This window comes from Burkholderia sp. SCN-KJ (genome assembly GCF_024656005.1).
Taxonomy (GTDB): Bacteria; Pseudomonadota; Gammaproteobacteria; order Burkholderiales; family Burkholderiaceae; genus Burkholderia.
Genome location: NZ_JANKOG010000009.1, coordinates 1 through 26,489, shown reverse-complemented (window position 1 = coordinate 26,489; position 26,489 = coordinate 1). Strand labels below are relative to the sequence as shown.

26 protein-coding genes and 1 pseudogene are annotated in these 26,489 nt (G+C 59.8%); 15 read left to right on the top strand and 12 right to left on the bottom strand.

The window, feature by feature from the left end:
- Positions 1–77 precede the first annotated feature (77 nt).
- The 3 genes from NQV17_RS16525 to NQV17_RS16515 all read right to left on the bottom strand — a co-directional run bounded on the left by NQV17_RS16525 (position 78) and on the right by NQV17_RS16515 (position 3,070).
- Positions 78–1,517 (bottom strand): aldehyde dehydrogenase family protein, encoded by a 1,440-nt coding sequence (locus NQV17_RS16525; protein ID WP_257773053.1) that lies wholly within the window; start codon positions 1,515–1,517, stop codon positions 78–80.
- A 100-nt stretch (positions 1,518–1,617) separates the two neighbouring features.
- Positions 1,618–2,181 (bottom strand): VOC family protein, encoded by a 564-nt coding sequence (locus NQV17_RS16520; protein WP_257773052.1) that lies wholly within the window; start codon positions 2,179–2,181, stop codon positions 1,618–1,620.
- A gap of 37 nt (positions 2,182–2,218) precedes the next feature.
- Entirely contained in the window at positions 2,219–3,070 is an 852-nt protein-coding gene (locus tag NQV17_RS16515; protein ID WP_257773051.1) for a fumarylacetoacetate hydrolase family protein, read from the bottom strand.
- Between the two features lie 130 nt (positions 3,071–3,200).
- Between NQV17_RS16515 and NQV17_RS16510 the strand changes: the two genes are divergently transcribed.
- From NQV17_RS16510 to NQV17_RS16495, 4 genes are all read left to right on the top strand, one after another.
- Positions 3,201–3,782 carry an amino acid synthesis family protein gene (locus NQV17_RS16510; protein ID WP_257773050.1) on the top strand — a complete coding sequence of 194 codons (582 nt, stop codon included), beginning with the start codon at positions 3,201–3,203 and terminating at the stop codon, positions 3,780–3,782.
- Positions 3,783–3,953: 171 nt separating this feature from the next.
- A complete protein-coding gene (locus NQV17_RS16505; RefSeq protein WP_257773049.1) occupies positions 3,954–5,063 on the top strand; it encodes an alcohol dehydrogenase catalytic domain-containing protein in 1,110 nt (369 codons plus the stop codon).
- 76 nt (positions 5,064–5,139) lie between these two features.
- Positions 5,140–5,679, top strand: coding sequence for a cupin domain-containing protein (locus tag NQV17_RS16500; protein ID WP_257773048.1), 540 nt, complete (start codon positions 5,140–5,142; stop codon positions 5,677–5,679).
- 45 nt (positions 5,680–5,724) lie between these two features.
- Entirely contained in the window at positions 5,725–6,318 is a 594-nt protein-coding gene (locus NQV17_RS16495; protein ID WP_257773047.1) for a malonic semialdehyde reductase, read from the top strand.
- 84 nt (positions 6,319–6,402) lie between these two features.
- Here the strand turns inward: NQV17_RS16495 and NQV17_RS16490 are convergent, their stop codons facing one another.
- Positions 6,403–7,347 carry a LysR family transcriptional regulator gene (locus tag NQV17_RS16490; RefSeq protein ID WP_257773245.1) on the bottom strand — a complete coding sequence of 315 codons (945 nt, stop codon included), beginning with the start codon at positions 7,345–7,347 and terminating at the stop codon, positions 6,403–6,405.
- A 128-nt stretch (positions 7,348–7,475) separates the two neighbouring features.
- Here NQV17_RS16490 and NQV17_RS16485 point away from each other — a divergent pair, with 128 nt between their 5' ends.
- The 3 genes from NQV17_RS16485 to NQV17_RS16475 are packed head-to-tail and all read left to right on the top strand — an operon-like array spanning position 7,476 to position 10,201.
- Positions 7,476–8,663, top strand: a complete 1,188-nt coding sequence (locus tag NQV17_RS16485) for an acyl-CoA dehydrogenase (protein ID WP_257773046.1) — start codon at positions 7,476–7,478, stop codon at positions 8,661–8,663.
- Positions 8,664–8,669: 6 nt separating this feature from the next.
- Entirely contained in the window at positions 8,670–9,908 is a 1,239-nt protein-coding gene (locus tag NQV17_RS16480) for a CaiB/BaiF CoA-transferase family protein (RefSeq protein ID WP_257773045.1), read from the top strand.
- Positions 9,909–9,922: 14 nt separating this feature from the next.
- On the top strand, positions 9,923–10,201 hold the full coding sequence (locus tag NQV17_RS16475; RefSeq protein ID WP_257773044.1) for a hypothetical protein: 279 nt from the start codon (positions 9,923–9,925) through the stop codon (positions 10,199–10,201).
- 203 nt (positions 10,202–10,404) lie between these two features.
- Here NQV17_RS16475 and NQV17_RS16470 read toward each other — a convergent pair whose 3' ends face one another.
- From NQV17_RS16470 to NQV17_RS16445, 6 genes are all read right to left on the bottom strand, one after another.
- Complete coding sequence (locus tag NQV17_RS16470) at positions 10,405–11,559, bottom strand: glycerate kinase (RefSeq protein WP_257773043.1); 1,155 nt, start codon at positions 11,557–11,559, stop codon at positions 10,405–10,407.
- Between the two features lie 173 nt (positions 11,560–11,732).
- Complete coding sequence (locus tag NQV17_RS16465) at positions 11,733–12,518, bottom strand: enoyl-CoA hydratase/isomerase family protein (protein WP_257773042.1); 786 nt, start codon at positions 12,516–12,518, stop codon at positions 11,733–11,735.
- An 8-nt stretch (positions 12,519–12,526) separates the two neighbouring features.
- Positions 12,527–14,113 carry an acyl CoA:acetate/3-ketoacid CoA transferase gene (locus tag NQV17_RS16460; RefSeq protein WP_257773041.1) on the bottom strand — a complete coding sequence of 529 codons (1,587 nt, stop codon included), beginning with the start codon at positions 14,111–14,113 and terminating at the stop codon, positions 12,527–12,529.
- Between the two features lie 287 nt (positions 14,114–14,400).
- Positions 14,401–15,699, bottom strand: a complete 1,299-nt coding sequence (locus NQV17_RS16455; protein WP_257773040.1) for an MFS transporter — start codon at positions 15,697–15,699, stop codon at positions 14,401–14,403.
- A gap of 71 nt (positions 15,700–15,770) precedes the next feature.
- Complete coding sequence (locus tag NQV17_RS16450) at positions 15,771–16,541, bottom strand: enoyl-CoA hydratase/isomerase family protein (protein ID WP_257773039.1); 771 nt, start codon at positions 16,539–16,541, stop codon at positions 15,771–15,773.
- A gap of 45 nt (positions 16,542–16,586) precedes the next feature.
- Entirely contained in the window at positions 16,587–18,095 is a 1,509-nt protein-coding gene (locus NQV17_RS16445; RefSeq protein ID WP_257773038.1) for an acyl CoA:acetate/3-ketoacid CoA transferase, read from the bottom strand.
- 210 nt (positions 18,096–18,305) lie between these two features.
- Here NQV17_RS16445 and NQV17_RS16440 point away from each other — a divergent pair, with 210 nt between their 5' ends.
- The 6 genes from NQV17_RS16440 to NQV17_RS16415 all read left to right on the top strand — a co-directional run bounded on the left by NQV17_RS16440 (position 18,306) and on the right by NQV17_RS16415 (position 23,620).
- Positions 18,306–18,989, top strand: coding sequence for a TetR/AcrR family transcriptional regulator (locus NQV17_RS16440; RefSeq protein WP_257773037.1), 684 nt, complete (start codon positions 18,306–18,308; stop codon positions 18,987–18,989).
- A 213-nt stretch (positions 18,990–19,202) separates the two neighbouring features.
- Positions 19,203–19,973: a 3-ketoacyl-ACP reductase gene (locus NQV17_RS16435; RefSeq protein ID WP_257773036.1), complete on the top strand. Its 771-nt coding sequence runs from the start codon at positions 19,203–19,205 to the stop codon at positions 19,971–19,973.
- 16 nt (positions 19,974–19,989) lie between these two features.
- Positions 19,990–21,153 (top strand): dihydrodipicolinate synthase family protein, encoded by a 1,164-nt coding sequence (locus NQV17_RS16430; RefSeq protein ID WP_257773035.1) that lies wholly within the window; start codon positions 19,990–19,992, stop codon positions 21,151–21,153.
- A 68-nt stretch (positions 21,154–21,221) separates the two neighbouring features.
- Positions 21,222–22,067, top strand: a complete 846-nt coding sequence (locus tag NQV17_RS16425; RefSeq protein ID WP_257773034.1) for a sugar phosphate isomerase/epimerase — start codon at positions 21,222–21,224, stop codon at positions 22,065–22,067.
- Positions 22,068–22,187: 120 nt separating this feature from the next.
- On the top strand, positions 22,188–22,997 hold the full coding sequence (locus NQV17_RS16420) for a shikimate dehydrogenase (RefSeq protein WP_257773033.1): 810 nt from the start codon (positions 22,188–22,190) through the stop codon (positions 22,995–22,997).
- A 323-nt stretch (positions 22,998–23,320) separates the two neighbouring features.
- Positions 23,321–23,620: an H-NS histone family protein gene (locus NQV17_RS16415; protein WP_257773032.1), complete on the top strand. Its 300-nt coding sequence runs from the start codon at positions 23,321–23,323 to the stop codon at positions 23,618–23,620.
- Between the two features lie 203 nt (positions 23,621–23,823).
- Here the strand turns inward: NQV17_RS16415 and NQV17_RS16410 are convergent, their stop codons facing one another.
- Entirely contained in the window at positions 23,824–24,150 is a 327-nt protein-coding gene (locus NQV17_RS16410; RefSeq protein WP_257773031.1) for a hypothetical protein, read from the bottom strand.
- Between NQV17_RS16410 and NQV17_RS38075 the strand changes: the two are divergent.
- Positions 24,124–24,351, top strand: a pseudogene (locus NQV17_RS38075) (hypothetical protein); the annotation flags it as partial. The gene NQV17_RS16410 and the pseudogene NQV17_RS38075 overlap by 27 nt on opposite strands.
- 26 nt (positions 24,352–24,377) lie before the next feature.
- On the opposite strand, the gene NQV17_RS16400 reads toward NQV17_RS38075, so the two are convergent.
- On the bottom strand, positions 24,378–24,926 hold the full coding sequence (locus NQV17_RS16400; protein ID WP_257773029.1) for a porin: 549 nt from the start codon (positions 24,924–24,926) through the stop codon (positions 24,378–24,380).
- 509 nt (positions 24,927–25,435) lie between these two features.
- Here NQV17_RS16400 and NQV17_RS16395 point away from each other — a divergent pair.
- Positions 25,436–26,425 carry an aliphatic sulfonate ABC transporter substrate-binding protein gene (locus NQV17_RS16395; RefSeq protein ID WP_257773244.1) on the top strand — a complete coding sequence of 330 codons (990 nt, stop codon included), beginning with the start codon at positions 25,436–25,438 and terminating at the stop codon, positions 26,423–26,425.
- Positions 26,426–26,489 lie beyond the last annotated feature (64 nt).

Here is a 26,489-nt window from a genome sequence, read left to right as displayed (position 1 = left end):
ATTGAATGCTGCTCGCCTGGTCACCGCGCATGGCCGCGCGCCCGGCGATCGTGTCGACCATTTCGATCCGCGCCCGCTCAATCGAAGTATGCCTTCGTGTATGCGGTCTTGACCGTGGTGAAGAAATCCACCGCATACGTCCCCTGCTCGCGTGGCCCGAAGCTGGACGCCTTCGTCCCGCCGAACGGCACGTGGTAGTCGACGCCGGCGGTCGGCACGTTGACCATCACCATGCCGCTGCGAACGTGCCGTTTGAAATGCGTGGCATATTTGAGCGAAGTCGTGCAGATGCCAGCCGAGAGTCCGAATTCGCTGTCGTTGGCGACCGCGAGCGCTTCGTCGTAGCTGTCGACCGGTATTGCGCAGGCAACAGGTCCGAAAATCTCCTCGCGCGCGATGCGCATCTTCGGCGTCGCGTCCGTAAACAGTGCCGGCGCCAAGAAGTATCCTCGGGTGCTTCTGGCGACCGTTGTGCCGCCGCACGCGAGCGTCGCGCCTTCGCGCTTGCCGATTGCAATGTACTGCTCATCCTGCTGAAGCTGTGCCTCGTCGATCACGGGACCGATCTGGGTGTCCGGATCGAGCGCATGGCCAACGCGAAGCCGGCCAAGCGCCTCGGTCAGGCGCTCGACGAATCGCGGATAGATGCCCTTTTGCACGATGAAGCGAGATGAAGCCGTGCATCGTTGCCCCGTCGAGTAATACGCACCCTGAATCGCGCAATCAATCGCGACGTCAAGGTCAGCATCGTCGAGCACGACGAGCGGGTTCTTGCCCCCCATCTCGAGCTGCATCCGCTTGAACTGCCGCGCGCCCTGTTGCAGGAGCTGCCCGCCCGTGTCGACCGAACCGGTAAACGAGACCGCATCGACCTCCGGCGACGAAACGATCGCGTTGCCGACGATGCTGCCGCGTCCCATCACGAGATTAAACGTGCCCGCAGGAATGCCGCTACGGCCGATGATGTCCGCCAGCGCCCACGCGGAGCCTGGCACGAGATCGGCCGGCTTAAACACCACGCTGTTTCCATAGGCCAGCGCGGGCGCGATCTTCCAGGCCGGGATCGCGATCGGAAAATTCCATGGCGTGATGATGCCGACGACGCCGACCGGCTCGCGCGTCACTTCGACGTCGACGAGCGGGCGTACCGACGGCAGCCTCTCGCCGCCCGTGCGGACCGCTTCTCCGGCGAAGAACTTGAATATCTGGCCGGCGCGCGCCACCTCGGCGACGCCTTCAGCGAGGGGCTTGCCTTCTTCTCGCGCAAGCAGCGTGCCCAGCTCGGCCTGCCTGGCCAGCAATTCGGAACCGATTTGATCAAGCGCGGTCGCGCGCGCCTGGATGCCGCTGTTCCGCCATGCATGCTGGGCGTCACGTGCAGCATTGATGGCCGCGCGTGCCTGCTCGGCATCGGCCTGCGCATATTCTCCGACCACGTCATCAAGGTCGGACGGGTTGATGTTGCTGCGGGATGCCGAGCCGGCGCACCATGCACCGCCGATGAAATTGCCCTTCATGCCAGTGGTCTCCTGCCTGCGCCTCGTGATGTCCGTATGCGCTGCTGCCGCATCGCCCACACACGGAACCGGAATCGCGTGATGCCCGAATGTCGTCTGTTCATGCGTCGAACGCCACGCGTTGAGCGGCGATCCGCTCTCGCATTTCGCGAATCCAGGTCTCGCGCGACAGGAACCCGGGGCGACGCCGACACATCGCCTCCGTTCGTCTGAGGATTTCGTCGGCCGCCAGATCGAGATCGAGCGGCTCGCGGCACGGCTGCGCCGTGAAGAACGGGCTGTCGACATAGAGCTCGAGCGGGTTGCCTTCAGGATCCTTGAAGTAGATCGACCATGCATTGCCGTGGTCGACCTGCTCGATGCCCTGGACACCAGCACGCTTCGCGCGCTGGTAGTACGACCGCAGATCGGCCAGCGAATCCATCAGCAGCGACAGCTGGTTGACCGGGTTAAATGGCAGGTTCGTCGGCTTGCCGTCGAACAGCACCAGTTGATGGTGAATCTCGGGGTCCTGCGTCATGAAATACAGGTTATGGCCGGTCGATGCGACGCCCTTGTCGCTGACGACGAACCCCAACATCCTGCGGTAGTAGTCGACCATCCGCTCGAGGTCGGTGCAGAAGATCCCGCAGTGCGTGAATTGAATTCTCGGCAATGCCGCCATGACTGTCTCCTTGTTCGTTATGTCTATCGAATTTCGTTCAAGCCTCATCGGCGACAGGGTTCGACAAGGTGCCCACACCGGGAATCACCACATCGAACGTATCTCCCGGCTTCAGGAAGACCGGCGGCTGACGCTTGAAGCCGATCCCGCTCGGCGTGCCGGTTGCGAGGATATCGCCGGGTTGCCAGTCGAGTGCCTGCGACACGTAGGCAATCAGCGCCGGAATGTCGAACGCGAGGTCGGAGAGCTCGCCGGTCTGCATGCATTCGCCATTGAGCATCCCCTGGACGGACAGCGTGCGATAGTCGGGGATCTCGTCGGCAGTGACGAGCCACGGACCCAGTGAGCCGGTGCCTCGGAAGTTCTTCCCCATCCCGTACTGGTGCGTATGGAATTGCCAGTCGCGCACGCTTGCGTCGTTGAAGCAGGTGTAGCCCGCGACATGATCCATCGCATCCTCGGGCTTGATGTGCGCCCCGCCCTTGCCGATGACGACAGCCAGTTCGGCCTCGAAGTCGAAGTTGTCGGACACGGTCGGGCGGACCAGCGGCGCGCCGTGCGGCAACAGCGTTTCCGCATACCGATGAAAGATGACCGGATATTTCCCGACCGTGCGCCCCGCCTCGGCCGCATGCGCGACGTAGTTGATGCCAACGCAAATGACCTTGTTCGGGCGCGGGATGACGGGGTCGAGTTCGACCTGATCCAGCGTGAAGTCCGCGGCTGCGGCGGCAGCGAGCCGTCGCGCATCATCCAGCGCCGCCCGGTTCGAAACCAGCGTCGCGAGGTCGGCGACGCCGGTGAGACGCGATGCCAGGTCGACCACGCCACTCTCGTTCACGGCGCCAAATCCGCGCTTCCCAGCGCGGCGATATGAGATGAGCTTCATTGACTTTCTCCTATTGGGCACAAAACATGTTTTTGTGCATATTACACGGAGGCGGATATAATGCAAGCGCAGGTGTACGGCACCGCGCCGTGCACGTAGCAGATCCGAACCACTTCATTGGAGCATCAGGATGTCGCTAGTCAACGTAAGAAAGGTCAAGCTGGATCTGGAAGAGGTCTGGCACGAAGGCGGGGAGCGGCTGGGCGAGCCCCTGCTGGTCGGCGTGGCAACCGCGATCGTCGCAAACCCTTATGCAGGGCGGTACGAACCCAACTTGCTGCCCTTCATGCAGGCGTTGCGCGAGTTGGGAGCCGATCTTTCGTCACGTCTGGCGGCGCAGCTCGGAGGGATTTCCAAGGTGGAGGCGTACGGCAAGGGCGCGATCGTGGGCGAAGATGGCGAGCTTGAGCATGGCGCCGTCTGGCACGAGGCAGGCGGCTGGGCGATGCGCGAGACGCTGGGCGACCCCAAGGCAATTGTCCCGTCCACCAAGACTATCGGCGGCGTCGGCACGCGATTGATGGTTCCGCTGGGGCACATTCAGGCGTCGTACGTCCGGAGCCACTTTGGAACGTGCGAAGTGACCGTCTGGGACGGCCCGCGGCGCAACGAGATTGCGTTTGCACTGGCGATGGCAACGGGCGGACGCGTCCATGCGCGGCTTGGCGGACTGGCGGCATCCGACATCACTGGACTTGACGGTTTGCGATAGGTCAACGCAAAAAATTATTTTTATGCACAAAAATTGATATCATGCATTTAACGGACGACCTGCGACAACGCGGGCGTCCGGCTCGGTAACCGAAGCATGGACACGTGAGCATGTCGCGCAGACGCAGCCGCCAGATTCGGTTACTGCAATACTGACAAACAGGAGACAAACATGACGAAGATGATGCGGGCAGCACGGATGCACGACGTCGGCCAGCCGATGGTGATTGAGCAGATTCCGGTTCCGTCGCCGCGACCGACCGATGTACTGGTCAAGGTCAAGGCGTGCGGCATCGTGCCGAACCTCGGCAACGTGTTGAGCAACTGGCAGAAATGGTTTCCCCACCTCCCGCTGCCGAAGCTGCCGGCAATCTTCGGTCTCGACGCGACCGGGGTCATCGAAGAGGTCGGCAGCCAGGTCCATGCATTCAGTGCGGGCGATCGCGTCTACGTGAATCCGGCCCGCTACTGTGGCGGTTGCCGAGCCTGCCGGTCCGGCGACACGACGGCATGTCCGTACTACACGTTCAACGGATACTTCGGATTCAGCGAGCGTTCCCAGGCAATTTTCGACGACTACCCGTACGGCGGCCTGTGCGAGTACATGACCGCGCCGCAATACAGCCTCGTGAAGATTCCCGACAACCTGAGCCACGAGACCGCGGCGCGCTTCGGTTATCTGGGCACAGCCTATCGCGCGCTGAAGAAGGCGGAGGTCGGGCCGAGCAGCGTCATCCTCGTGAGCGGCATCAGCGGAACGCTCGGCCTCGGCGTCGCGCTGTTCGGTCTCGCGATGGGTGCGAAAAAGATTCTCGGCACGGCCCGCAATCGGGAACTGCTGCAGCGCGTGAAGGCAATCGCGCCGGACCGCATCGAAGTCATGTCGCTGGATGACGGGTCGGTCGCTGAGTGGGCCACGCGCGTGACGCACGGCGCCGGCGTGGACGCGGTCATCGACGCGCTTGGACCGGGCGCACCACAGCAGACACTGCGCGACACGCTGAAGACGCTGCGGCGTGGCGGCCATCTCGTCAACATCGGCGCCGTAGCGGGCGAAGTCCCGATCAACCTGCACTACATGATGGACAATGACCAGAAGCTGAGCGGTTCCGCGTGGTTTACCGCCGGACAAGGGCAGGAAATGGCCGACATGGTCGAATCGGGTGTGGTGGATCTGTCGGTATTCGAGCATTGCAAGTTCAAGCTCGAGGATATCAACACCGCGCTCGGCGGTATTGAGAACCGCAACGGCGGCTTCAGCAATTACGTGATTTGCCCCTGAACCGGACGAAGGCGCTCGACCGAAGTAACCAGGGCCGAGCGCCTGTGGCATCCACTGGCTAGCAGCGAGCACCTTCATGCATATCCGACGCGTGGTAACCGGCCGTGCCCCCGATGGCCGTTCCGTAGTGCTTTCCGATGGTGCGACGCCTCGCACCGTCGCGTTTCAGTCGATTCCCGGCCATGCGTTCGCGCAGGTCTGGACAACGCCGCCCCTCCCCGTTCTGTCTGCATCATCCGCCGATCCCACCAACAGGCAGACTGGCCTGCTTCCGCCGACCGGCGGAACGAGTCTTCTGATCGTCGTCTTTCCGCCCGACAGCACGATGTCGGCGCCCGGATTCGATCCGGCCGCGGCGGGCGCCGAGTGCGTCGCGCGCATGCCGGATCTCGCGCAGACGTTCGAGCCCGATTGTCCAGGCATGCACGCAACCGACACCGTCGACTACGCGATCGTCCTGTCAGGCGAGATCTGGCTCGAGGTCGACGACGGACAGGAAACACTGCTGCGTCCGACGGATGTCGTCGTGCAGCAGGGTACGCGTCACGCGTGGCGCAACAAGGGCGATGCGCCATCGACGGTCGCGTTTTTCATGGTTGGGGCAACGCGTCCCTAGGCTGGTCAGGCCATCCAAACTCGAACGAATCAGGAGCAAGCATCGATGAGCGAATCGCTCGATATCCATGCGCAACAGCGCTTATTCACGGAGGCGCGCAGTCAAAATGCATGGCTGCCGAGTCCGGTGTCCGACGAGCTATTGCGCGAGTTGTACGAACTGACCCGGTGGGGGCCAACAAGCATGAACTGCTCGCCAATGCGCGTCGCCTTCGTCCGTTCGCCCGAGGCGCGCGAGCAGTTGCTGTCGGCCGTATCACCCGGCAATCTCCAGAAAGTCCGCACGGCCCCGGTCGTCGCGATCGTCGCATACGACACGCGCTTCTATGAGCAGCTTCCGAAGCTGTTTCCCCATCGCCCCGATGCAGGCGACATCTTCCGGCAACAGCCCGAGCTCGCCGAAGACACGTGCTTTCGGAACGGCTCGTTGCAAGGTGGCTACTTCATCCTCGCGGCGCGTGCACTCGGTCTCGATTGCGGACCGTTGTCGGGCTTCAACGCTGCACTGGTAAACTCGCTCTTTTTCGAAGGCACAACGGTACGTGCGAACTTCCTGTGCTGTCTCGGCTATGGTGATCCGGTCGGACTGTTTCCCCGTAGCCCTCGCCTGAGTTTCGACGAAGCGTGCACGGTGCTTTGACGGCAGCGGATCGCGCCCATCGGTCAAAATGGCCATGTGCCAGCGGAACGCCTTTCGCCCGCGCGCTTACGGGAGTGAACCAGATCAGCGCGCGCTCGTCGAAGTTCCGGATGCCTGCTTCACACTCGGCGGCGATGCCTGATACTGCGCCGCCTGAGCGGCAATCCATGTGCGGAAGGTGGCCAGCACCGCATGGTCAGCCTTCGCTTCCGGATAGATCAGGTAATACGTGTTGTTGCTCAGGTGTTCATACCGCCCTACCTGAACGAGGATGCCTCGCTCGAGTTCATCCTCAATCAGCAGACGCGGAATCAATGAAATACCGAGACCACGCGCGGCCGCTTCGGCCAACATCGAAAACAGTTCGAAGCGCGGGCCGGACACATCGCCCTCCACTTCCAGCCCCTGCGCGGCGAACCAGTCGCGCCATGCGTACGGACGCGTGCTTTGCTGCAGCAGCCGATAACGTCGCCAATCCGGCCGAATCAGTGCTGCCCGCGATTCAATCAATTTCGGGCTCGCGACGGCAACCAGACTTTCTCGCATGAGCGGCACCCCCTCCGTGCCCGGCCACTGCGACGATCCGGCATGAATCGCCGCGGCGAATGGTGTGTCGTCGAATAGAAACGGACGCGTTCTCGCCGTAAGGTTCACCGTGATATCCGGATATTCCGCGACGAACGCCGGCAAGCGCGGCAGAAGCCATTTGGTCGCAAAGGTGGGCACAACCGCCAGTTCAAGGGTGCCGCCTTGTCCGCCGTTGGCCATCACCTCGAGTGCATCGCATTCGATGTCATCGAGCCGCGACGCGACACGCCGGCTATAAGCTGCACCCGCGTCCGTCAGCGCGACACCGCGCCGCGTGCGACGGAACAGCTTCACGCCGAGAAGCTCTTCGAGCGAGCCGATTTGCCGGCATATCGCACTTTGCGTGACAGCGAGTTCGTCTGCCGCCTTCGTAAAGCTCTGATGCCGAGCGGCGGATTCGAACGCAGTCAAACCCGTGGTGGACGGAATCTTGCGGCGCATGGTGGCGGCCATCCGTACGTAACATGACGAATTGAGATTTTCGCACATATGCGTGCATACAAATCGTTTGTTTAAGCGTGACTTCCCGGATAGATTTGCTTGAAGACATCTCTTACGGTGACCAACAAATGACCAATCAGCACAATTCAGCAGCATTCCACTGGAACGATCCTTTGCTCCTGGAGCATCAGTTGACCGAAGACGAGCGCATGGTGCGCGATTCTGCGCAAGCCTATTGCCAGGAGCAGCTCGCGCCGCGCGTGCTCGACGCGTTTCGACGCGAGCACACCGATCCCGCGGTGTTTCGTGAAATGGGCGCGCTCGGCCTGCTCGGCGTGACAATTCCTGAATCGTACGGCGGCGGCGGGAGCAGCTATGTGTGCTACGGCCTGATTGCGCGGGAAGTCGAGCGCGTCGATTCCGGCTATCGCTCGATGATGAGCGTCCAGTCGTCACTCGTGATGGTGCCGATCCATGCGTTCGGCACCGAGGCGACAAAACAGCGCTATCTGCCGAAACTCGCAACCGGAGAATTGATAGGTTGCTTCGGATTGACCGAGCCGAATCACGGCTCCGATCCGGGAAGCATGACGACGCGCGCGAAGAAGGTCGCTGGCGGCTATCGTCTGACTGGCAGCAAGATGTGGATCACCAACAGCCCGATTGCGGATGTGTTCGTCGTATGGGCAAAAGATGACGAAGGCGCGATTCGCGGGTTCGTGCTCGAAAAAGGCTGGACGGGGCTGTCAGCCCCCGCGATTCACGGCAAGGTCGGCCTGCGTGCGTCCATCACGGGCGAGATCGTGATGGACGACGTCTTCTGCCCGGAAGAATACGCGTTTCCGGACATCCGCGGGTTGAAGGGCCCGTTCACGTGCCTGAACAGCGCGCGTTACGGCATCGCCTGGGGTGCGCTCGGCGCCGCCGAGGACTGCTGGCATCGCGCCCGGCAGTATGTCCTCGACCGCAGTCAGTTCGGTAAGCCGCTTGCCGCGAACCAGTTGATTCAGAAGAAGCTGGCCGACATGCAGACCGAGATTACGCTTGGGTTGCAGGGATGCCTCCGGCTTGGCCGCATGAAAGACGAAGGAACGGCGGCCGTCGAAATCACGTCGCTCATGAAGCGCAATTCCTGCGGCAAGGCACTGGAGATCGCTCGCGTCGCGCGGGACATGCTCGGCGGAAACGGCATCAGTGACGAGTTCGGCATCGCCCGGCATCTCGTGAATCTCGAGGTCGTCAACACGTACGAAGGGACGCACGACGTTCACGCGCTTATCCTTGGGCGCGCCATCACCGGTATCGCGGCGTTCTGAACTGCCATGGAAACGACATTCGAACACGGCGCGCTTGCGGGTCTGCGCGTACTCGATCTCTCCCGCGTACTGGCGGGTCCCTGGGCTGGTCAACTACTGGCCGATCTCGGGGCAGACGTCGTCAAGGTCGAACGACCCGGCACCGGCGACGACACACGTGCCTGGGGACCGCCATGGCTGCAGGACGAAGACGGAGCAGCCACGAGCGAATCAGCCTACTACCTGAGCGCCAACCGGAACAAGCGCTCGGTGACCGTCGATCTCGGCCGGCCGGAAGGCCAGACGCTCGTCAGGCAGTTGGCAGCCAAGGCGGACGTTGTACTTGAAAACTTCAAGGTAGGCGGACTGGCGCAGTATGGGCTCGACTACGCCAGTCTCAAGGCAGTTAATCCCGGTATCGTGTACTGCTCGATTACAGGCTTCGGACAGACAGGGCCGTATGCGTCGCGTGCTGGCTATGACTTCCTCATCCAGGGCATGGGCGGGCTGATGAGTCTAACCGGTCGTCCCGATGGCACCGCCGGCGAAGGTCCAGTCAAGGTCGGAGTCGCACTTACGGACGTCATGACCGGGCTATACGCAGCAGTCGCCGTGCTTGCAGCCCTCTCGCACCGAGACCGAACCGGCAGCGGGCAGCACATCGACCTCGCACTGCTCGACGTACAGATCGCGAGCCTCGCGAATCAAGCCGCCAACTACCTCGTTGGAGGTGTCGTGCCACAACGCATGGGCAACGCGCATCCCAACATCGTCCCATACCAGGACTTCCCGACTGCTGACGGATATATGATCATTGCAGTCGGTAACGACAGACAGTTCGCGAGCCTCAGTGCCGCGTTGGGCCGAGCGCAGTGGTCGAGCGACCCGCGTTTCGCGACGAATCCGCAACGGGTCGCACACCGCGACGCGTTGATTGCGATGATTCGAGACGTTACAGTCACGCGCTCGACCGATGAATGGGTCTCCGCGATGGAAACCGCCGGCGTGCCTTGCGGGCCGATCAACAGCCTTGACAAGGTATTCGCCGATGCACATGTCAAGACACGTGGATTGCAGGTTGACCTCGCTCACCCTCTCTCAGGCACAGTCCCGTCAGTGGCCAATCCCATTCGCCTCTCCGAGACGCCTGTCCAGTATCGGCAAGCCCCACCGATATTGGGTGAGCACACTCATGAAGTACTCGACACGTGGCTCAAGCTAGGCAAGCAGGAAATTGCCTCATTACGCCGCGAACATATCGTCTGATGAGAGGAAAATATATGGAGGCGTCGAAGGTAGCCAATCACATAGGCTCTCAGGATCCCGCTGACACGCACCGGGCGCGCACGGACGCGGCGACGGCCGTCAACGCCGAAGACGCGTCAGTCTGGCGCTGGTTCGCCGCGCTGTTGGAAGAACGGCGCATCCGCTGGCGCTTCGCTTTCAACAACTGGCTTGTCCATGTCGACAGGAAACATGTTGCGACGGAGCCGACCTTCTACGAAGCAATCCGAGCCGCGAGAACCGAAGCCGACGAGTTGGGACTCGGTCTCTTGTAGGCGCAGAATACGCTCGCAGACTAATTCAGCCTCCGAAAACGTCAGATAACGATCCGTAGTACGGTGCCTTCACGTCGCTCGCTGCGCAATCGTTCTCTTGGGCGAGCTGGCGTCACACGTAGCGGACAACGACTTGCGATGCGAGCGCCGAGTCACAATGCCCGCACGCCGCGGGCATGCGATATTCATCAGTCTCTACTCCGTCATGACGGCCATCGGCACCCGTAGCGCATCCGGGCTAGCTGCTCGGCTGCCTGTCTGAGTAGTACGGGCGCGAATTGAATCGCACTTTCAAGCGTTATAGGCCCATAAGCTGGCGAAAAGCACCCAGCAAAATGTTCGGTCAGTGCCGGTAAGGATTCTGGGTCGAGCGAACCGGACAGCAGCGTCGCAGGCACATTCGCAGCACGTGCGAACTGAGCCGCGACAAACGGAGCCTTCCCGCTCAAAGTCTGCCGGTCCGAACGCCCCTCACCGGTGATCAACCACTCGGCGTTTTCCAGCGCCGCCGGTAGTCCAATTTCGCGCGCGACGATTTCGGCCCCCGATTCGAGACGGCCGCCCATCATCAGCAATGCAAAGCCGAGTCCACCCGCGGCGCCTGCTCCCCGCGCGTTCCGCTGTGAGCTGCCCAACGCCGACTCTACAAGATCGGCAAAATGCGCAAGTGCGAAATCGTGGTCCTGTATCCGGTCCACCAATATCCCCTTTTGCCGACCAAATACCGCCGTTGCACCGCGCTCCCCAACGAGAGGGTTGTCGACATCGGACATTCCAATGATCGTGGTCTCCTTGAGACGCTCGTCTAGATTGGACAAGTCGGCATATTTGATTTTCGAGAGCGTATTCAGGGTCGGTTCGACGGCGCCTCCATTCTGGTCGAGCAGCGTCATTCCGAGTGCAGCAAGCATTCCAGCGCCGCCGTCGTTCGTACTGGTTCCGCCAAGTGCGATGAATATTCGCCGAATCCCCAGATCAAGGCAGGCGCGAATTGCCTCACCGACACCATAGGTCGTCCGCTCCTCAACGCCGATCGCGGTTCCCACCGGGTCCGTGAGTCCGACAATCGCCGCAGTTTCGATGACTGCACTACCATCCAGCGTAATACCGATGTCAATCGCTTGTTCATGACCACAAGCGCCCCTCACAGTATGTGTGATGCGCCGCCCTCCTCCATTGATCATCGCGTCGAGCGTCCCTTCTCCACCATCCGCCATTGAACATAGCCTCACAACGGCATGCGGAAGTGCCTCCAGAATCCCGCCGGTGATCGCTCGTGCGACCTCACTGGCAGAAAGGGATCCCTTGAACGAATCCGGCGCAACGACAATTACAGGCGCCAATGAAATGTCCAACATTCAAGATTTCCTTTGCTGTTATGGTGATCATCAAGCTTCGCAGAGTACGCTGCTGAACGCGGAACGTCACGTCGGTGTGATTTGGTGCTCGGCTCATTCGGCATTCGATTCGGCAAACCACTAAGTACACTGGTTCGATCTGCATCCAGCCAGAGCACTCGATTGAGTTTTCCTCAAGCGAAGCGCGGCGCCCGCTTCTCGACAAACGCCGCCTTGCCCTCGATCGCGTCGTCGGAAAGGCCGAGCGGCACCGTAATTTCCTCTTCCATCACCAGACCCGCGTAATAGCCGTTCCGCAACCCGGACGATACGCAACGACGTGACGCAGAAACCGCCCTTGGAGAAACCGCGGCGATCTCGCGAGCGACGTCGATTGCCCTCCGCTCCAGTTCCTCGTCAGCGACGAGTTCCTCGATTAACCCTATTCGATAAGCTTCCCGCGCATCGATCGGTTGCCCTGTCAGCATTAACTTGAGTGCATGTCCTCGCCCAACCTGAAGCGGGAGACGCTGTGTTCCACTCGAACTTGCCATCGCGCCCAACTTCACTTCCGGAAATCCGAACGTCGCGCTCCGCCCTGCAATGCGAAAATCGCATGCCAGCGCCATCACGAGACCGCCTCCTAACGTGTGACCATTGCAGGCCGCTATGACAGGGACTGGTCCTCGCTCGATCATCTCGGCGAGGTTGGTCTCGACTACCCGTGCGGAATCAATCCATTCAGCAGTCGCCTCGAACTCCTTGATGTTCGAGCCTACCGAAAACCCTTTGCCTCGACCCGTCAAGACAACGCACCGTGCATCGTGCTTCGACGCGACAGTCTCCAGAAATGACGTAAGCTCGCGACGAGCCGCGACTGTGAAGACCCCCAATGGTTCTGCCAGGATTCGAATCAGGACGACACCTGGCGCCGCGATGGTCGCCTCAAAAGAGGCGTTACTGATGAGAGTCGTAGCCATATCAGCACTCACTTCTGAAGTGCGAGATTGAGGCCGAACGGCTCCGGCATGAAAAGATGTGGGTCCATCATTTTGACGTCATCCGCCACTTTGAGCGGTATCCCCGATCGCGCCAAAACATCCTTTTCAAGATCGATGCCGGGTGCCACCTCGACGATCGTAAGCACGCCATTGATCAGCTTCAAAACGCAACGCTCCGTCACGTAGGTGATGTTCTGGCCGCGTTCGGTTGCCCCACGCCCATTGAACGTGACGTGGCCGACCTTCGGCACGAATTTTGAAATCTTTCCTTCCTGCAGAATCTGCAAGACGCCGTCCTTGGCGACAACCTGAAGCCCCCCGGCGGTGAAATAACCACTAAAGACGATTTTTCGCGCTCGCGCGGTGATGTCGATGAACCCACCGCAGCCTGCCGTCAGGTAGGGTCGTGCGGGCAAACGCGATACGTTGACACTGCCGTCCGAATCGACCTCGAGAAACGACAAGAGCGAGCAATCGAAACCACCGCCCTGAAAGTAAGTGAATTGCTGCGGGGTGGGAAAGATGGCCTGCGCATTCGCGGCGCAACCAAAAGGAAATCCGGTAAGGGGAACGCCACCGACAGCGCCCTGCTCGATTACCCAAGTAACCGACTCAGCCTGTCCTTCTTCAATCAGAATCTTCGGGACGAGGGCCGATATGCCGAAGCCGAGGTTCACGGCATAATCCTCGACGAGTTCCATTGCCGCTCGCCTTGCAATGACTTTGTCAACATTGAATGGCTCAGGTTCAAACGAGGAAATCGGTCGACGAACCTCACCACTAATAGCCGGATCGTAGGAAATCTCCGTCGCCTGCGCTTGTTGCGGGTCGACAACGATGAAGTCCACCAACGTGGAGGGGATGTGAACGCGATGAGCCGGGATTGAACCAGCTGCCGTGATCCGTTTGACCTGACAGATGACGATTCCACCGGAATTGCGCGCCGCAAGTGCAAGGTCCACCATACCGAGCACAGCGCCTTCGTGCTCCATTGATACGTTGCCACGCTCGTCAGCCGTCGTTCCTCGGATGATGGCGACCTGCGGATACAGGTTCGGGAAGTGAAGCCAGTGTTCTCCACCGAACTCAACAAGATTGACCACATCGCCGCGACGCTCAGCGGCCTCATTCATCTTGCCGCCAAGCTGGCGAGGATCGACGAAAGTATCCAGACCGACCTTGGTCAAAACGCCAGCACGCTTGGCCGCTGCGTCGCGTGCCATGTCGTACATGACGCCAGACGGAAGATTGTATGCGGCCAGCTCGTTGCGACCGATCATTTCCCAGATTGCAGGGGACGGACGGGACGAAGGGCCGCTCGGGTACGAGCCAGCGAGAATCGTGTTGATGAGTCCGGGTTTGGCCAGATGGTCAATGCCCTTGATGCCATACATATCGCCCGCAGCAATAGGCGAGAAAACCGTGAGGTTCTGCGGACTTCCTTCTGCGCAGAAGCGCTCTCCGATTGCCTTGAGTGTTAGGTCCGGGCAGTTCAAACCAGCGGACGAACCAATCGCGATGACGGCATTATCGGGAACCAGCATTGCAGCTTCCGCAGCCGTGATGATTTTCATTTTCACTGTCAAATATGAACGTGTCCCCAGTTTGCGCAGCAGATCCGGGTGTCTCAAGATGACGATTGCCTCACTCGGAAGAGCTCAATCAAGTTTGGACTATTGCACAGCTCGATGTGGCTGGAACCTAACCCGAATGTCACGCAACCTTTCGACGTTCAACCTGTGTTGATGGTTAGTGTTCTGCTGAAACCGCTATGGCCAATTGATCACTCGCTCTACACTATCGCCTTTCGAAGCCAAGACTAACGTCTCCGAAAGGCGCCTTACGTTCAAAGTAACCAGCATTAGCCGTGAGCGGTCGGCGAAAGCTGCGCGATATCGACGGGCTCACTCGAGGCACGGATGACGCGCATCGCGACCCATGCGACCAAGTAGGCCAAACCACAGACAACGAAGAGCATGTTGTAGCCGACGTTGATGTGACCGAGCATCTTGAAGTGGTCAAGCACCGACCCTACGGCCAACGGGAAAAGTGTCGCGCCAAGCGCTCCGGCCAGACCACCGATGCCGACCACCGAGCCAACCGCGGCCTTGGGGAACATGTCCGATGCCGTCGTAAAGAGATTGGCGGACCACGCTTGATGTGAGGCGGCAGCCAAGCTCAGAAGACCGACCATCGCCCACATATTGTCGATCCACGGAGAAAACGCAATCGGCGTCACAAGAAACGCGAACACAAGCATCGTTGTTTGTCGCGCCTTCGTCACCGACCAGCCGCGTTGAATCAGCTTCGACGACACCCAACCGCCGCCCACGCTACCGATCGACGTTGACACATACACGACCACCAGAGGAAGGCCGAGGTTCTTGAGGTCGAGGTTGAAGCGCGAATTGAAATACGACGGGAGCCAGAACAGCATGAACCACCAGATCGGGTCGGTCAAAAGCTTGCCGGCAAAAAATGCCCACGTCGGACGCAGCTTGAGCAACGTGAACCAGCTCACCTTTGGGGTCGCGACGGCGGGAGCCGAATCCTCGCTAATGTATGTGAGTTCTGCCTCGTTGACCTTCGCGTGCTTCGCTGGCACCTGATACATGAAGTACCAGAAGCCCAGCCAGATAAAGCCCGTCAGACCAGTGATAAAGAATGCAGCCTCCCAGCCATAGGTTGCGGCCAGCCAGGGAACTGTCGCCGGAGCGGCTACGGCACCAATGCTGGTACCCGACGTCAGGATACCGACCGCGAGTGCTTGCTCCTTACGGGGAAACCACTCCGACACGCTTTTCACAGCGCAGGGGAAGCTGCCCGATTCAGAGATGCCAAGCAGCGCGCGCATCACCCCAAAGCCCAGCGTGCTGCGCACGAGAGCATGACCGCACGCGGCAATGCTCCACACCAACACGCATACGCCGTATCCGATCTTCACGCCGACCTTGTCGGCCATCTTGCCCGACAACAACATCCCGATTGCGTAGCAGGCCGTGAACACCATGACAATATAGCTGTACTGTGTCTCCGTCCAGTGGAAGGTCACGGCGAGCTCGGGCTTGAGCAGACCCAGTACCTGGCGGTCCAGGTAATTGATTGTGGTCGCGAAGAAGAGCAGCGCACAAATGCGCCACCGAATAGCAGAACGGTCCATGATCGACTCCTGTCTCCTTGATGTGCTTGGTCCGCTGATGCGGCTTATATAACTGCGTGGTGGGTTGATAATTAACGGAACGACGCGTGCCGTTTCTCGCGGAACGCGGCGACGCCCTCGATTGCATCGGGCGACGCCTTGCATACCGAGGCAGCAAGTTCGTGAGCGTATTCATGCTGGCCCGTCTCCATCATGCGAACGAGTCGCTTGCCAACCGACAGCGAGGTCCTTGATCGCTTGACGAGCGTCTCGCATACCGCATCGACGCGGCTGCGCAGCTGATCCACTTCGACGGCTTCGTTGATTACGCCCCACGCCGCGGCAGTTGTGGCCGAGATCGGTTCGCCGAGAAGGATCAGCTCACGCGTGCGCGTTGCGCCCACGAGTTCGGAAAGTCGGGCGCAACCCATCCAACCCGGGATGGCACCCACCGACGCTTCAGGAAAGCCAACCTTGGCTTGCGTGCTTGCGTAGCGGAGGTCGCAGGTCAGCGCAAGTTCGAATCCGCCACCAAGCGCGCTGGCAGAAAGAACAGCGATGGTTGGTTTGTCAAGTTCTGCGATTCTGCGAAACACTCGATTGCCTTCACGAATGAAGCGGGTTCCCATCTTCTGCGGATCGATGTCGCCCCACTCGTTGATATCCGCGCCGCTGCAAAAGAAGCGCGGACTGGCAGTTTCGATCTTCAGCACGCGGATTACATCGTTGCGCTCGACATCCTCAACCGCGCGTTCGATGTCATCCAGCATCTGCAGCGTCAGCGCGTTATGACGCGAAACGCGGTTGAGCGTAATGGTCGCGATGCTACCTTTCGCTTCGTAGACAATGTCAGCGTCAGACATGAAGAACCTCTTCTTCCTTAGAACGATTTGGGATGCCAATCAGTTTTAGTGAGCAGCGGCGGTTTCGAGAAGCCGTTCATCGATCAGCGGCGTGAACTCCATTCGCGAGAGCACGTCACGGTGCATATCGACGCCTTTCGCCACTTCAATGAGGCAGACGCCGAGCGCATCAAGCCTGAACACCGCGCGTTCAGTGATGTAAAAGACTTCTTTGCCGTCCAGACGCGCTTGCACGCCACTGAACGTGACATGCCGCACCTTCTTCACGGCTTTCGGCACCGACCCCGGCGAGAGAATTTCAAGCGTGTCGCCATTGCATTCGACGCGCAATCCCTTGGCCTCGAACGCACCGCAGAACACAAGCTTTTTCGCGCCCTGCGCTATATCCATGAAACCGCCCGGGCCGACGACTGTGGAACCGAGCTTCGATACGTTCACATTGCCCTCCTCATCGAATTCGCCCATGCCGAGGAAGGTCACGTCGATGCCCCCGCCGCTGTACCAGTCGAACTGGTCGACGCTCGGAACAATGGCGTCGGCGTTGCGTGCTGTCCCGAACATAGAGCCATCGAGCATGGAGCCACGATGAATGCCTTGTTCAACGGAACCCCAATACTCATCACCGCGCCCCTGCGAGGCCAAAACGGCCGGGATCGCGCCGGGGAAGCCGAAGCCGAAGTTCACGGATTGATTGGAGCCAAGCTCCCGCGCTGCGCGCTCGGCCACGATGAGGCGCATTCCATCGGGCATTTCGATGTCGGGCGTCTCGCCGAGTTGCTCGCCGCTCAACGTCGCGTCGTATTCACTGATCTGGCACTGACGTTGGGTCGGTGTCTCGACGGTAAAGTCGACCATGACGCCGGGCACTCGAACCAGTCGTGCGGGCACATGGGAACGGGGTCGCGATTTCACCTGCGCGATGACTTTGCCGCCGCTGTTGTGCGCGGCCAGCGCGACCGCGTAGATATCGAGATCTGCCGGTTCGTGGCGGGTCGAGAGATTACCGTGGTCGTCAGCACACGACGCCATGACGATCGAGAAGTCGATCTTGAGGGGCTTGTAGCGAAGGAATTCCTTGCCATCGATCTCAATCAACTCCACGAGATCTTCGGTGGTAACGTCGTTCAGTTTGCCGCCACCCAGACGCGGATCGACGAAGGTTCTCAGACCAACTCGGGTGATGACACCCGGTCGGCCCGCGCCGATTTCGCGGAATAAAGTCGCAATCACACCGCCCGGGAAGCTGTAACCCTCGATCTGACCGCTTTCGGCCAGCTTTTGCATTGCAGAGGACCAAACCCAGTGGCCACCGATCACGCGCTTGACCATGCCAGGGTGAGCGAATCGCCCAAGGCCACTGCCTTGACCGTCGCCCACGCCCAGTGCATGAACGACCGTCAGATTGCGCGGATGGCCGGTTTCGAGGAACCGCGCCTCGATTGCCGTGAGGATAGCGTCCGGCTCAAGCAGGCCGCCACCCGAGCCGGTGATTGCGATCGTCGCACCGTCAAAGATCGAAGCCGCAATGGCATCTGCATTGGTCCACTTGTTCACAACGCCTCCTGTGCTAATCTGCAAATTCCTTAGTACCGAACCGTATCGTTACTTACGACGCATGGTGGCACAGTGAAAAGCGACGTTCAAGGGCGGGTGAACCCGATATGGGGTTTACGATAGTCAGCCCGTGGCGCACCCTACTGACATTGCGATTGCCAGCGCGATCGGTTTGCAGTTACCGTTTAACTTTCGAAGTGGCCCACGAACATGCAAACGACACCTGTCGAAGAGAGCGGCGAAGTACACGCTGCAGCAAAGCCAACACGCGCCAAGCGTCTGCGTGACCCTGTTCAGACACAGGCAAAGATCCTGGCTGCAGCGAAAGCGGAATTTGCGAAGGTCGGCCTTGGCGGCGCTCGCATCGATTCCATCGCTGAGAAAGCGGGTGTAAACAAACGGATGATTTACGAGTACTTCAAGGGTAAGGAGGAGTTATTCCAAACCGTTCTCGAAGAAATGTGGACCGACATCCGGACCGAGGAACGAAAGCTCGCACTCGACCATCTGCCGCCGGTTGAGGCAATCCGCACTCTGATGACGTTCACTTGGGAGTATTACCTGAAGCACCCGGAGTTCATGTCGTTGGTGAACAGTGAGAACCTGCATCGCGCACGCCACGTCAAGAAGTCACGGCGCTTCATGGACTTGCATCGCGGGTTCATTGACATGCTGCAGCAGATTCTGGATCGCGGGGTTGCATCAGGCGACTTTCGGCCAGGGATCGACGCAAGTCAGCTGCATCTGACCTTGGCCGCCATCGGCTATTACTATCTGACGAATCGGTTCACTGGCGAAGTCATCTTCGGCTTCGATTTCGTCTCGAAGGAAGCCCTTCAGAAGCGCCTCGAATTCAACATCGAAACGGTGTTCAGCCTCCTGCGCCCCCGATAACCGCAGCGCCTGCTCCTTTCTTCGCCCTCACTACATCTCCCCCTCCACGTTCTGAATTTCGAAGGGTTTTCCGCCAATCTAGGGGAAAACCCTTTTTTGACAGGTCATCGTGCGAGGTATTAAATAACGAACTGGATCGTTACTTACGGTTGGCGCGATAAGGCGTGAAATCGTATGACGACATGTCAGAACAAGTCATGCAGGAGATGACACATGGAGCACCGCCAAGTCGCGCTGGTTACGGGCGCTCGTCGCGGCATCGGTCGAGCGATCGCGCTCGAGCTCGCTAATGCCGGCTTCGACATCGCGATTACAGATGTCGAAACATCGGATGAATTAGTCGCCACGTGCGCCGATATTGAGCACATCGGCGTCAAGTGCGTAGCACTGACATCGAACCTCGCAGATATCGCGCATCACGACGCGCTGTTTCAGGCGGTCGAGGATGCGATTGGCCCCGTCACCTGCCTGGTCAATAACGCCGGGGTGTCGGTCATGTCGCGCGGCGATCTTCTGGACGTCACACCCGAAAGCTATGACCGATGCCTCAATGTAAACACCCGAGGCACCTTCTTCTTGATGCAAGCATTCGGTCGGCGTGTCGCCAACGCACCGCAATCGAGCGTCAATCGTTCGATTATCACGATTACCTCGTCGAACGCAGTCGCAGCGTCGCCTCAACGCAGCGAATACTGCGTTTCGAAAGCCGGTCTGTCGATGGCAACCACCCTGTTCAGCTTGCGGCTTGCGGAACTGGGGGTCAGCGTCTTTGAAGTGCAGCCGGGCCTGATCGAAACGGAAATGACTGCGCCATCGAAGGCGCGCTACGACGCGCTCATGGAGAACGGGCTGACCGCCATCAAGCGATGGGGCAAGCCAAACGAAGTCGCACTTGCCGTGCGCACGCTGGCAACGGGCGGCCTGCCGTTCAGCGTTGGTCAAGCGATCCGCGTCGATGGCGGTCTTCTTGTTTCTAAATACTGACGTGGGGATTCAAGTCATGCAAATCAAGCTCCCAACTCTGGAAGGCACGCTCGTTGACTACCGTCTGACCGGCACGCCGCTGCAAGTCGTGAAGCCTGCGGCTCCTTTTAACCGCATCGCCTATTCTGCTGCACATGTGGTTGCCGATCCGAGGCGTAGCGGCGAACTCGGACAACCTTGCGCGATCGACTGGGACAGGACCATCGAATATCGGCGCTATCTCCTCGAGCAAGGTCTGGGCATTGCCGAGGCGATGGACACCGCACAACGCGGCATGGGCCTGTCCTGGGACTCGGCGAAAGAGTTAATCGTCCGCACGCTAAACGAAACGCGCGACATTCCCGGCGCGTTAATCGCATCCGGCTGCGGCACGGACCATCTGCCCGTGAACGATGCACGTACGTGCGACGACGTGATCAGGGCATACCTGACGCAAATCGAGAGCGTCCAGCGTGCGGGTGGTCAGATTATTCTGATGGCGAGCCGCGCCCTTGCGCGCGTGGCAAAGGATGCGAACGACTACATTCGTGTCTATCGGGAAGTTCTGTCCGCTTGCGACAAGCCGGTCATTCTCCACTGGCTCGGAGAGGCGTTCGATCCCGAGCTGGCGGGCTACTGGGGCCATTCCGACTTCGAAAGCTCGGCAAGGGTATGCCTCGAAGTTATCGCCGCGAATGAGTCAAAGGTCGACGGCATCAAGATTTCTCTGCTGGATGATGCGAAGGAGATCGCCTTCCGCCGGCGCCTTCCCGAGACCGTGAAGATGTACACCGGCGACGACTTCAACTATCCGAGTCTCATCGCCGGCGACAAGGTCGGCTATTCGCATGCACTGCTTGGCATCTTCGATGCGATCGCGCCTGCTGCGTCGCAGGCTCTGTCTGCGCTCGCCGCGAACGATCTGGCTCGCTATGACGATCTGCTTGCACCGACCGTCCCGCTGTCGCGCCTTATCTTCCGTGCGCCGACACAGTACTACAAGACTGGAGTCGTGTTTCTGGCCTACCTGAATGGTTTTCAGCCGCACTTCTTCATGTTGGGCGGACATCATGGCATGAGGCCGCCCTTCTATTTTGCGGAGCTTTTCCGCCTCGCTGATCAGGCGAACCTTCTTAAAGATCCAGAGCTGGCCGTCAATCGTGCGCGAGCGGTTATGACAACCCTCGGATGCGCCGAATAAGCGCAGAACCCGCCGGCTTGGCGGTTCGATCTAGATAAGCATACCTAAATACATGCTGAATTGACTACATGGAATCTCTTCACCTAACCCGTTGCTCCATCAACACCGCAACACTTGGGCACCGCGAACCGATCGAGGTGACGATCGACCGAATCGCCAAGGCGGGGTTCGGCGGGTTGGCTCCTTGGCGTCACGAAGTCGAGGCGGCTGATGTGAGCAAGATCGCAAAGCAAATCCGCGCGCTCGAACTGAAAGTCACCGGATACTGCCGATCGACCTACTTCCCCGCCTCCACCGAAGAACAGCGCCTGGCCAACATTCAGTCGAACGTTCGGGCGTTGAACGATGCAGCGGAATTGGGGGCCGAATGTTTCGTGATGGTGGTAGGCGGCCTTCCTGAAGGTAGCCGTAACCTGGCAGCTGCGCGCTCGCAGGTAAAGGATGGCATCGGTGCGTTGCTTGAAGAAGCACGCAAGCTTGGCGTCCCGTTGGCGATCGAACCGCTGCATCCGATGTATGCAGGCGACCGATCGGTCATCAATACGTTAGGACAAGCTGTCACCCTTGCGCACGAACTCGACCCTCACAACGATGGGTTCCTCGGTATTGCCGTCGATGTCTACCACTGCTGGTGGGATCCTCAGTTGGAGGTGTCCGTCGCTTCCGCCGGTGACAACGGGCGCATCTATGCCTATCACGTATCCGACTGGCTGGTTCCGACCGGCGACATGTTGCTCGACCGCGGGATGATGGGAGACGGCGTCATTGACCTGCAGAACTTCCGGAGAATGGTCGAGGACGCCGGATATGCCGGCATGGTCGAAGTCGAGATTTTCTCCCGCGACAATTGGTGGAAGCTCCCGCCCGACCTCGTCTTGCAGAGGTGCGCAGAACGGTTGGAATCGTTCTGCTGAGACTCACGCCCGCAAGCCATCATTGCCATCCTCATCGCAGGGTGTGCCTTACTGTGTACGGCATGCGCGGCGCACCGCCCCGATAGGTCTCCCTCAACCCATGTCCGCGGAGTTTTCATCATGACCCTCGCTACTTGTCCTCCTATCGACGGTGATACTCGCTGGGTTGCGATTGTCGCTGATCCCATTTCCCAAGTGCAATCGCCACAACTCTTCAACGCGCATTTCGCTCGGCGCGGCATCAACGCGGTGTTGCTTCCGGCGCACGTGCAGCCAGAGCATCTCTGCGCAACGCTTGAAAGCCTACGGCACATCCAAAATCTGGCGGGGATTGTGATCACGGTGCCACATAAGATTGCAGCGACTCGCTTCGTGCAGCACCTGACACCGCGCGCCCGCGCGATTGGTTCAATCAACTGCATACGGCGAGCAAACGATGCCAATTGGGAAGGCGACAACTTCGACGGCGAAGGATTTGTCACTGGGTTGCTGAAACAAGGGCACCGCATAGCTGGCTCTTGCGCGCTGCTGGTCGGCGCTGCGGGCGGCGCTGGCGTCTCGCTCGCGCATGCCCTTGCGCAAGCCGGTATTGCTCGTCTGGATCTGCATGACATTCGCCGCGACGCATTGCTCGAAACGGTCGACCTGCTATCGTCGCAGTATGCGACGGCCGTCTTTGACGCATCGGCCGAGGCGCTGCCAAGGCACCAATTTGTAATCAATGCGTCGCCGATAGGTATGCGGCCCGAAGACGGGGTGCCGATTGACCTCAGCTGTTCGAACCCGGACGCCGTAATAGCCGATCTAATTATGAAGCCCGAGCGGACCGCACTACTCTACGATGCGCAGATGCGTGGCCTGCAGACCCACCCCGGTCGGCATCTTCTGGAGAACGCGGTCGAAAAAATGGCTGCATTTCTTCGATTGTAGGCATCTTTAACGGTCACGCGTTGAGCGACATGTAGGAACGAGGCTCTAAGCACATTTTTTTATGCGCGCTCGTTCTCGTGCCACATCTGGTGGACCGCCACGGAAGCGCTTGCTGGAAATCGATGGATAAGGCAGGCGCGGGCGTCAACCCACAGATCGGTGCATGAAAGTAGTAGATGCCAGAAGGAACGGAGATCTTGACCGAATACCGCACAACGGGTTCCACGCCCGGTCAGCATCCATTGGCGCTGTAGTCAAAACAAATACTATTTCGCCTCCCTAACTATGGACAAAGTGGCTATACACAACCAGAGGAGGAACGGATGGCGACTTACAAGGAACTGAAAGCTCAATTGGATGCTTTGGCCGAGAAAACCGAAGCTGCCCGCATAGCCGAGTTCCAAGCTGTCGTCGACGACATCCGAGCGAAGGTCGCGGAATACGGCATCACCGAGAAGGACATCTTCGGTACACGTCGCATCCGATCTGCTAAGCAAGCGAAAGCCCCAGTAGAAGCGAAGTATCGCGATCCGAAGACCGGCGCAACCTGGTCGGGCCGTGGTCGCGCGCCGGCATGGATCAAGGACGCAAAGAATCGCAACCGATTCTTGATTCGAGAATAACCCCCAAATCGATACATAGCGACGCCTCATCGACCCGCTCGCTGTTGCTGCTGCGGACTAGACTTCGGGGCAATCCGTTCTGTTGACTGATCATCTACGCTCACGCCACATCCAGGACTTGGGGCACGAGCACGCTCCTGCCTTGTCGCAGCCGACGATGAGACGAGCGGCGCCGGTTTGAGGCGAAGATTGATGAAGGGAAATTAGTCTGCAGCAGACTCAATCAGATGCTCGGCCTCTCGCTGCACGACCTGCCATCCTTCGCGCAAAATCCGCGCAGCCTCTTCGACGACCACATAGCTCAGTTCACAATTATCGACATCCGTGAAGCCCATCGCCGCGAGGTCCGAGGGAGACGCCTCTCCATTCGCGATTTTGGTAAGTACAGCATCCGCGATTACATCGACGTCGTCCGTGTCGTCGCGCAGAATTTCTTCAGTTACCAGTCCAGCGATGCCGACCAGCACTTTCCAGTTCGCCGGAAGGTCAAGAACGGAAAGCCCAGCCCCCTCTCGGAGGAGCACGGCCAACGGCTCGACCGATTGTTGCAGCGCTGCGCCGACGGCCGCCTGACGTGGCTCGCGTGGCTACGGCTGCCGCCGGGCAAGGCCAGCTCGAAACAGATGCAGCAACACATCGATCTCCTGAAAATCCTGCAGGCCGTCGAATTGCCAGCAGGCCTCGACCGGTTGGTCCACCTTAACCGGCCGCTCAAGATTGCCCGCGAAGGCGGGCATGCATCTCTCCCTGTTGCTACTCAGAACTTGTGGCGCAGCGCCGCACGAACAACAAACTGGTGGTTGTTTGTGGAGTCGCCGAGATTGCCAATATCTGCGACGGCGGCCCCGCCCGTCGAGGACGTACCCGAGGCGCGCTGATATGCGCCTTCCAGATACACGTCGGTGCGTTTGGACAGGAAGTAGTCGGTCATGAGACTGACCTGGTTGTAATGCTGGTTGCCCAGATTCTGCCCATTGGCACGCGTGACGTTCGAACCCTTGAGATAATCATAAGCGGCCATCACAAAGAGTGCAGGCGACACTGCATACTTCGCGGCGACATCGACGTTGTTGAAACGCGCCATCCCATTACCGAACCCGGCGCCGAGGTTGAGCGCGGTGATATCAACTCCGTCGGCAAGCTCTTCATGCTCCTTCACATCGAAGCGGAAGCGCTTCGTGCGCATAGCGCACTGCTCACTGTCGGCCTGCTCGGTGTGCTCAGGCGCCTCGGCCTCGCAACTTCGGACACGAGTCCGTGCGTGGCACACCTTGTGCAACGCCTTGATCAATGCGTTGAAGTCCATGGACCGTGCGGCCGGCGTGCAAAGTGATGTTGCTTTCGTGCGACAAACTGAGAGGATTTTTCAAACCAGCTACAGTTGAGTGCATTAATGAGTACACAAAGCATCACATCGAGACTTCTTCTCCTTATAAATCAAGCAATTGTGCATCTTATTCGAGTCCTCTCCTGGGCACCACTTATTTAAAAAAGGTCGGCTTCTGCCGGCCTTTTTCTTTTTCAGGCCCAGGAAGCAAAGCGCCTGCGCGCTTTGCGCGAGGACTCGAAAGGCTGCGCTTGCAAGCGCAGCCGGGGTCGCGCTCGTGTGACCAAGTCCTCTCCTGGGCACCATCTGTTTTTGAAAAGGTCGGCTTCTAGCCGGCCTTTTTTCATTTCCGGCCGCACATTGCGCGTACTGTGCCGCGCCATATGCCCGCCACTCCGATCGATAGCAGAATTAATCGGTTATCGATTGCCCTCCCCGTTGGTACGTTAGCCGCCTCGCTTTCAACGAACCCGACGAGGAACCACCCCATGACGTCGATGAACCGCCGCGCGTTCGCGCGCGCGATGCTGGCCGCCGGCCTGAGCGTCGCCGGCATCCGGACGCACGCCGAGAACGCGCCCTCCACGTTGCGCATCGGATACCAGAAATCGTCGACGCTCATTACGCTGCTCAAGACGCGCGGCACGCTGGAGCAGTCGCTCGCGACGCTCGGCCTGCGCGTGTCGTGGCATGAATTCGCGAGCGGCTTGCCGCTGACCGAAGCGCTCAACGTCGGCGCGGTCGATTTCAGTGCCGACGTGGCCGACACCGTTCCCGTCTTCGCGCAGGCCGCGCATGCGCGCTTCGTATACGTCGCGCAGGAAGCGCCGTCACCGAAAGCGCAGGCCATCATCGTCAAGCGCGACAGCGCGCTGCGCACGCTCGCCGATCTCAAGGGCAAGCGCATCGCCGTCACGAAGGCAGCCGGCAGCCACTACCTGCTGCTTGCCGCACTCGCGCGCGCAAAGCTCACCCCCGCCGACGCCGCAATCCACTACCTGACGCCGGCCGACGGCCGCGCGGCGTTCGAGCGCGGCAGCGTCGATGCATGGATCACGTGGGACCCGTATGTCGCATCGGTCGACGCGAATCCCGACGTGCGGATCCTTGCCGACGGCGACGGGCTTGCGTCGTACCAACGCTATTACCTGGCGTCGAGCAGCTTTGCCGCCGCGCGCCCCGACGTCATCCAGATCGTGTTCGACCAGTTGTCGCAAGCCGGCACCTGGCTGCGCGAACATCAGCAGGAGGCCGCCAATACCCTCGCCCCGATCTGGGGACTCGACGCGAAGACGATCGAGCGCGCGAACGCACGACGCAGCTATCTCGTGCGCACCGTGGCCACGCAGAACTTCGGTGAGCAGCAGAAGATCGCCGATACGTTCCTCGCGGCCGGTTTGCTGCCCGCCCGCGTCGACACGGGTGAAGCGCTGCGCTGGAATTTCGCGGCAAAGCGTGCTGAGCCGATCGGCGCCTGATGCCCGGAACCTGCAACGCGCGATAATTTTGATCGCCATCGAAAAATTGTGTTGACAGATGCTC

Excerpts from the sequence above, each read along its gene's own strand:
- NQV17_RS16525 (WP_257773053.1), bottom strand. The coding sequence starts at position 1,517 with ATGAAGGGCAATTTCATCGGCGGTGCATGGTGCGCCGGCTCGGCATCC.
- NQV17_RS16520 (WP_257773052.1), bottom strand. The coding sequence starts at position 2,181 with ATGGCGGCATTGCCGAGAATTCAATTCACGCACTGCGGGATCTTCTGC.
- NQV17_RS16515 (WP_257773051.1), bottom strand. The coding sequence starts at position 3,070 with ATGAAGCTCATCTCATATCGCCGCGCTGGGAAGCGCGGATTTGGCGCC.
- NQV17_RS16510 (WP_257773050.1), top strand. The coding sequence starts at position 3,201 with ATGTCGCTAGTCAACGTAAGAAAGGTCAAGCTGGATCTGGAAGAGGTC.
- NQV17_RS16505 (WP_257773049.1), top strand. The coding sequence starts at position 3,954 with ATGACGAAGATGATGCGGGCAGCACGGATGCACGACGTCGGCCAGCCG.
- NQV17_RS16500 (WP_257773048.1), top strand. The coding sequence starts at position 5,140 with ATGCATATCCGACGCGTGGTAACCGGCCGTGCCCCCGATGGCCGTTCC.
- NQV17_RS16495 (WP_257773047.1), top strand. The coding sequence starts at position 5,725 with ATGAGCGAATCGCTCGATATCCATGCGCAACAGCGCTTATTCACGGAG.
- NQV17_RS16490 (WP_257773245.1), bottom strand. The coding sequence starts at position 7,347 with ATGCGCCGCAAGATTCCGTCCACCACGGGTTTGACTGCGTTCGAATCC.
- NQV17_RS16485 (WP_257773046.1), top strand. The coding sequence starts at position 7,476 with ATGACCAATCAGCACAATTCAGCAGCATTCCACTGGAACGATCCTTTG.
- NQV17_RS16480 (WP_257773045.1), top strand. The coding sequence starts at position 8,670 with ATGGAAACGACATTCGAACACGGCGCGCTTGCGGGTCTGCGCGTACTC.
- NQV17_RS16475 (WP_257773044.1), top strand. The coding sequence starts at position 9,923 with ATGGAGGCGTCGAAGGTAGCCAATCACATAGGCTCTCAGGATCCCGCT.
- NQV17_RS16470 (WP_257773043.1), bottom strand. The coding sequence starts at position 11,559 with ATGTTGGACATTTCATTGGCGCCTGTAATTGTCGTTGCGCCGGATTCG.
- NQV17_RS16465 (WP_257773042.1), bottom strand. The coding sequence starts at position 12,518 with ATGGCTACGACTCTCATCAGTAACGCCTCTTTTGAGGCGACCATCGCG.
- NQV17_RS16460 (WP_257773041.1), bottom strand. The coding sequence starts at position 14,113 with ATGAAAATCATCACGGCTGCGGAAGCTGCAATGCTGGTTCCCGATAAT.
- NQV17_RS16455 (WP_257773040.1), bottom strand. The coding sequence starts at position 15,699 with ATGGACCGTTCTGCTATTCGGTGGCGCATTTGTGCGCTGCTCTTCTTC.
- NQV17_RS16450 (WP_257773039.1), bottom strand. The coding sequence starts at position 16,541 with ATGTCTGACGCTGACATTGTCTACGAAGCGAAAGGTAGCATCGCGACC.
- NQV17_RS16440 (WP_257773037.1), top strand. The coding sequence starts at position 18,306 with ATGCAAACGACACCTGTCGAAGAGAGCGGCGAAGTACACGCTGCAGCA.
- NQV17_RS16435 (WP_257773036.1), top strand. The coding sequence starts at position 19,203 with ATGGAGCACCGCCAAGTCGCGCTGGTTACGGGCGCTCGTCGCGGCATC.
- NQV17_RS16430 (WP_257773035.1), top strand. The coding sequence starts at position 19,990 with ATGCAAATCAAGCTCCCAACTCTGGAAGGCACGCTCGTTGACTACCGT.
- NQV17_RS16425 (WP_257773034.1), top strand. The coding sequence starts at position 21,222 with ATGGAATCTCTTCACCTAACCCGTTGCTCCATCAACACCGCAACACTT.
- NQV17_RS16420 (WP_257773033.1), top strand. The coding sequence starts at position 22,188 with ATGACCCTCGCTACTTGTCCTCCTATCGACGGTGATACTCGCTGGGTT.
- NQV17_RS16415 (WP_257773032.1), top strand. The coding sequence starts at position 23,321 with ATGGCGACTTACAAGGAACTGAAAGCTCAATTGGATGCTTTGGCCGAG.
- NQV17_RS16400 (WP_257773029.1), bottom strand. The coding sequence starts at position 24,926 with ATGGACTTCAACGCATTGATCAAGGCGTTGCACAAGGTGTGCCACGCA.
- NQV17_RS16395 (WP_257773244.1), top strand. The coding sequence starts at position 25,436 with ATGACGTCGATGAACCGCCGCGCGTTCGCGCGCGCGATGCTGGCCGCC.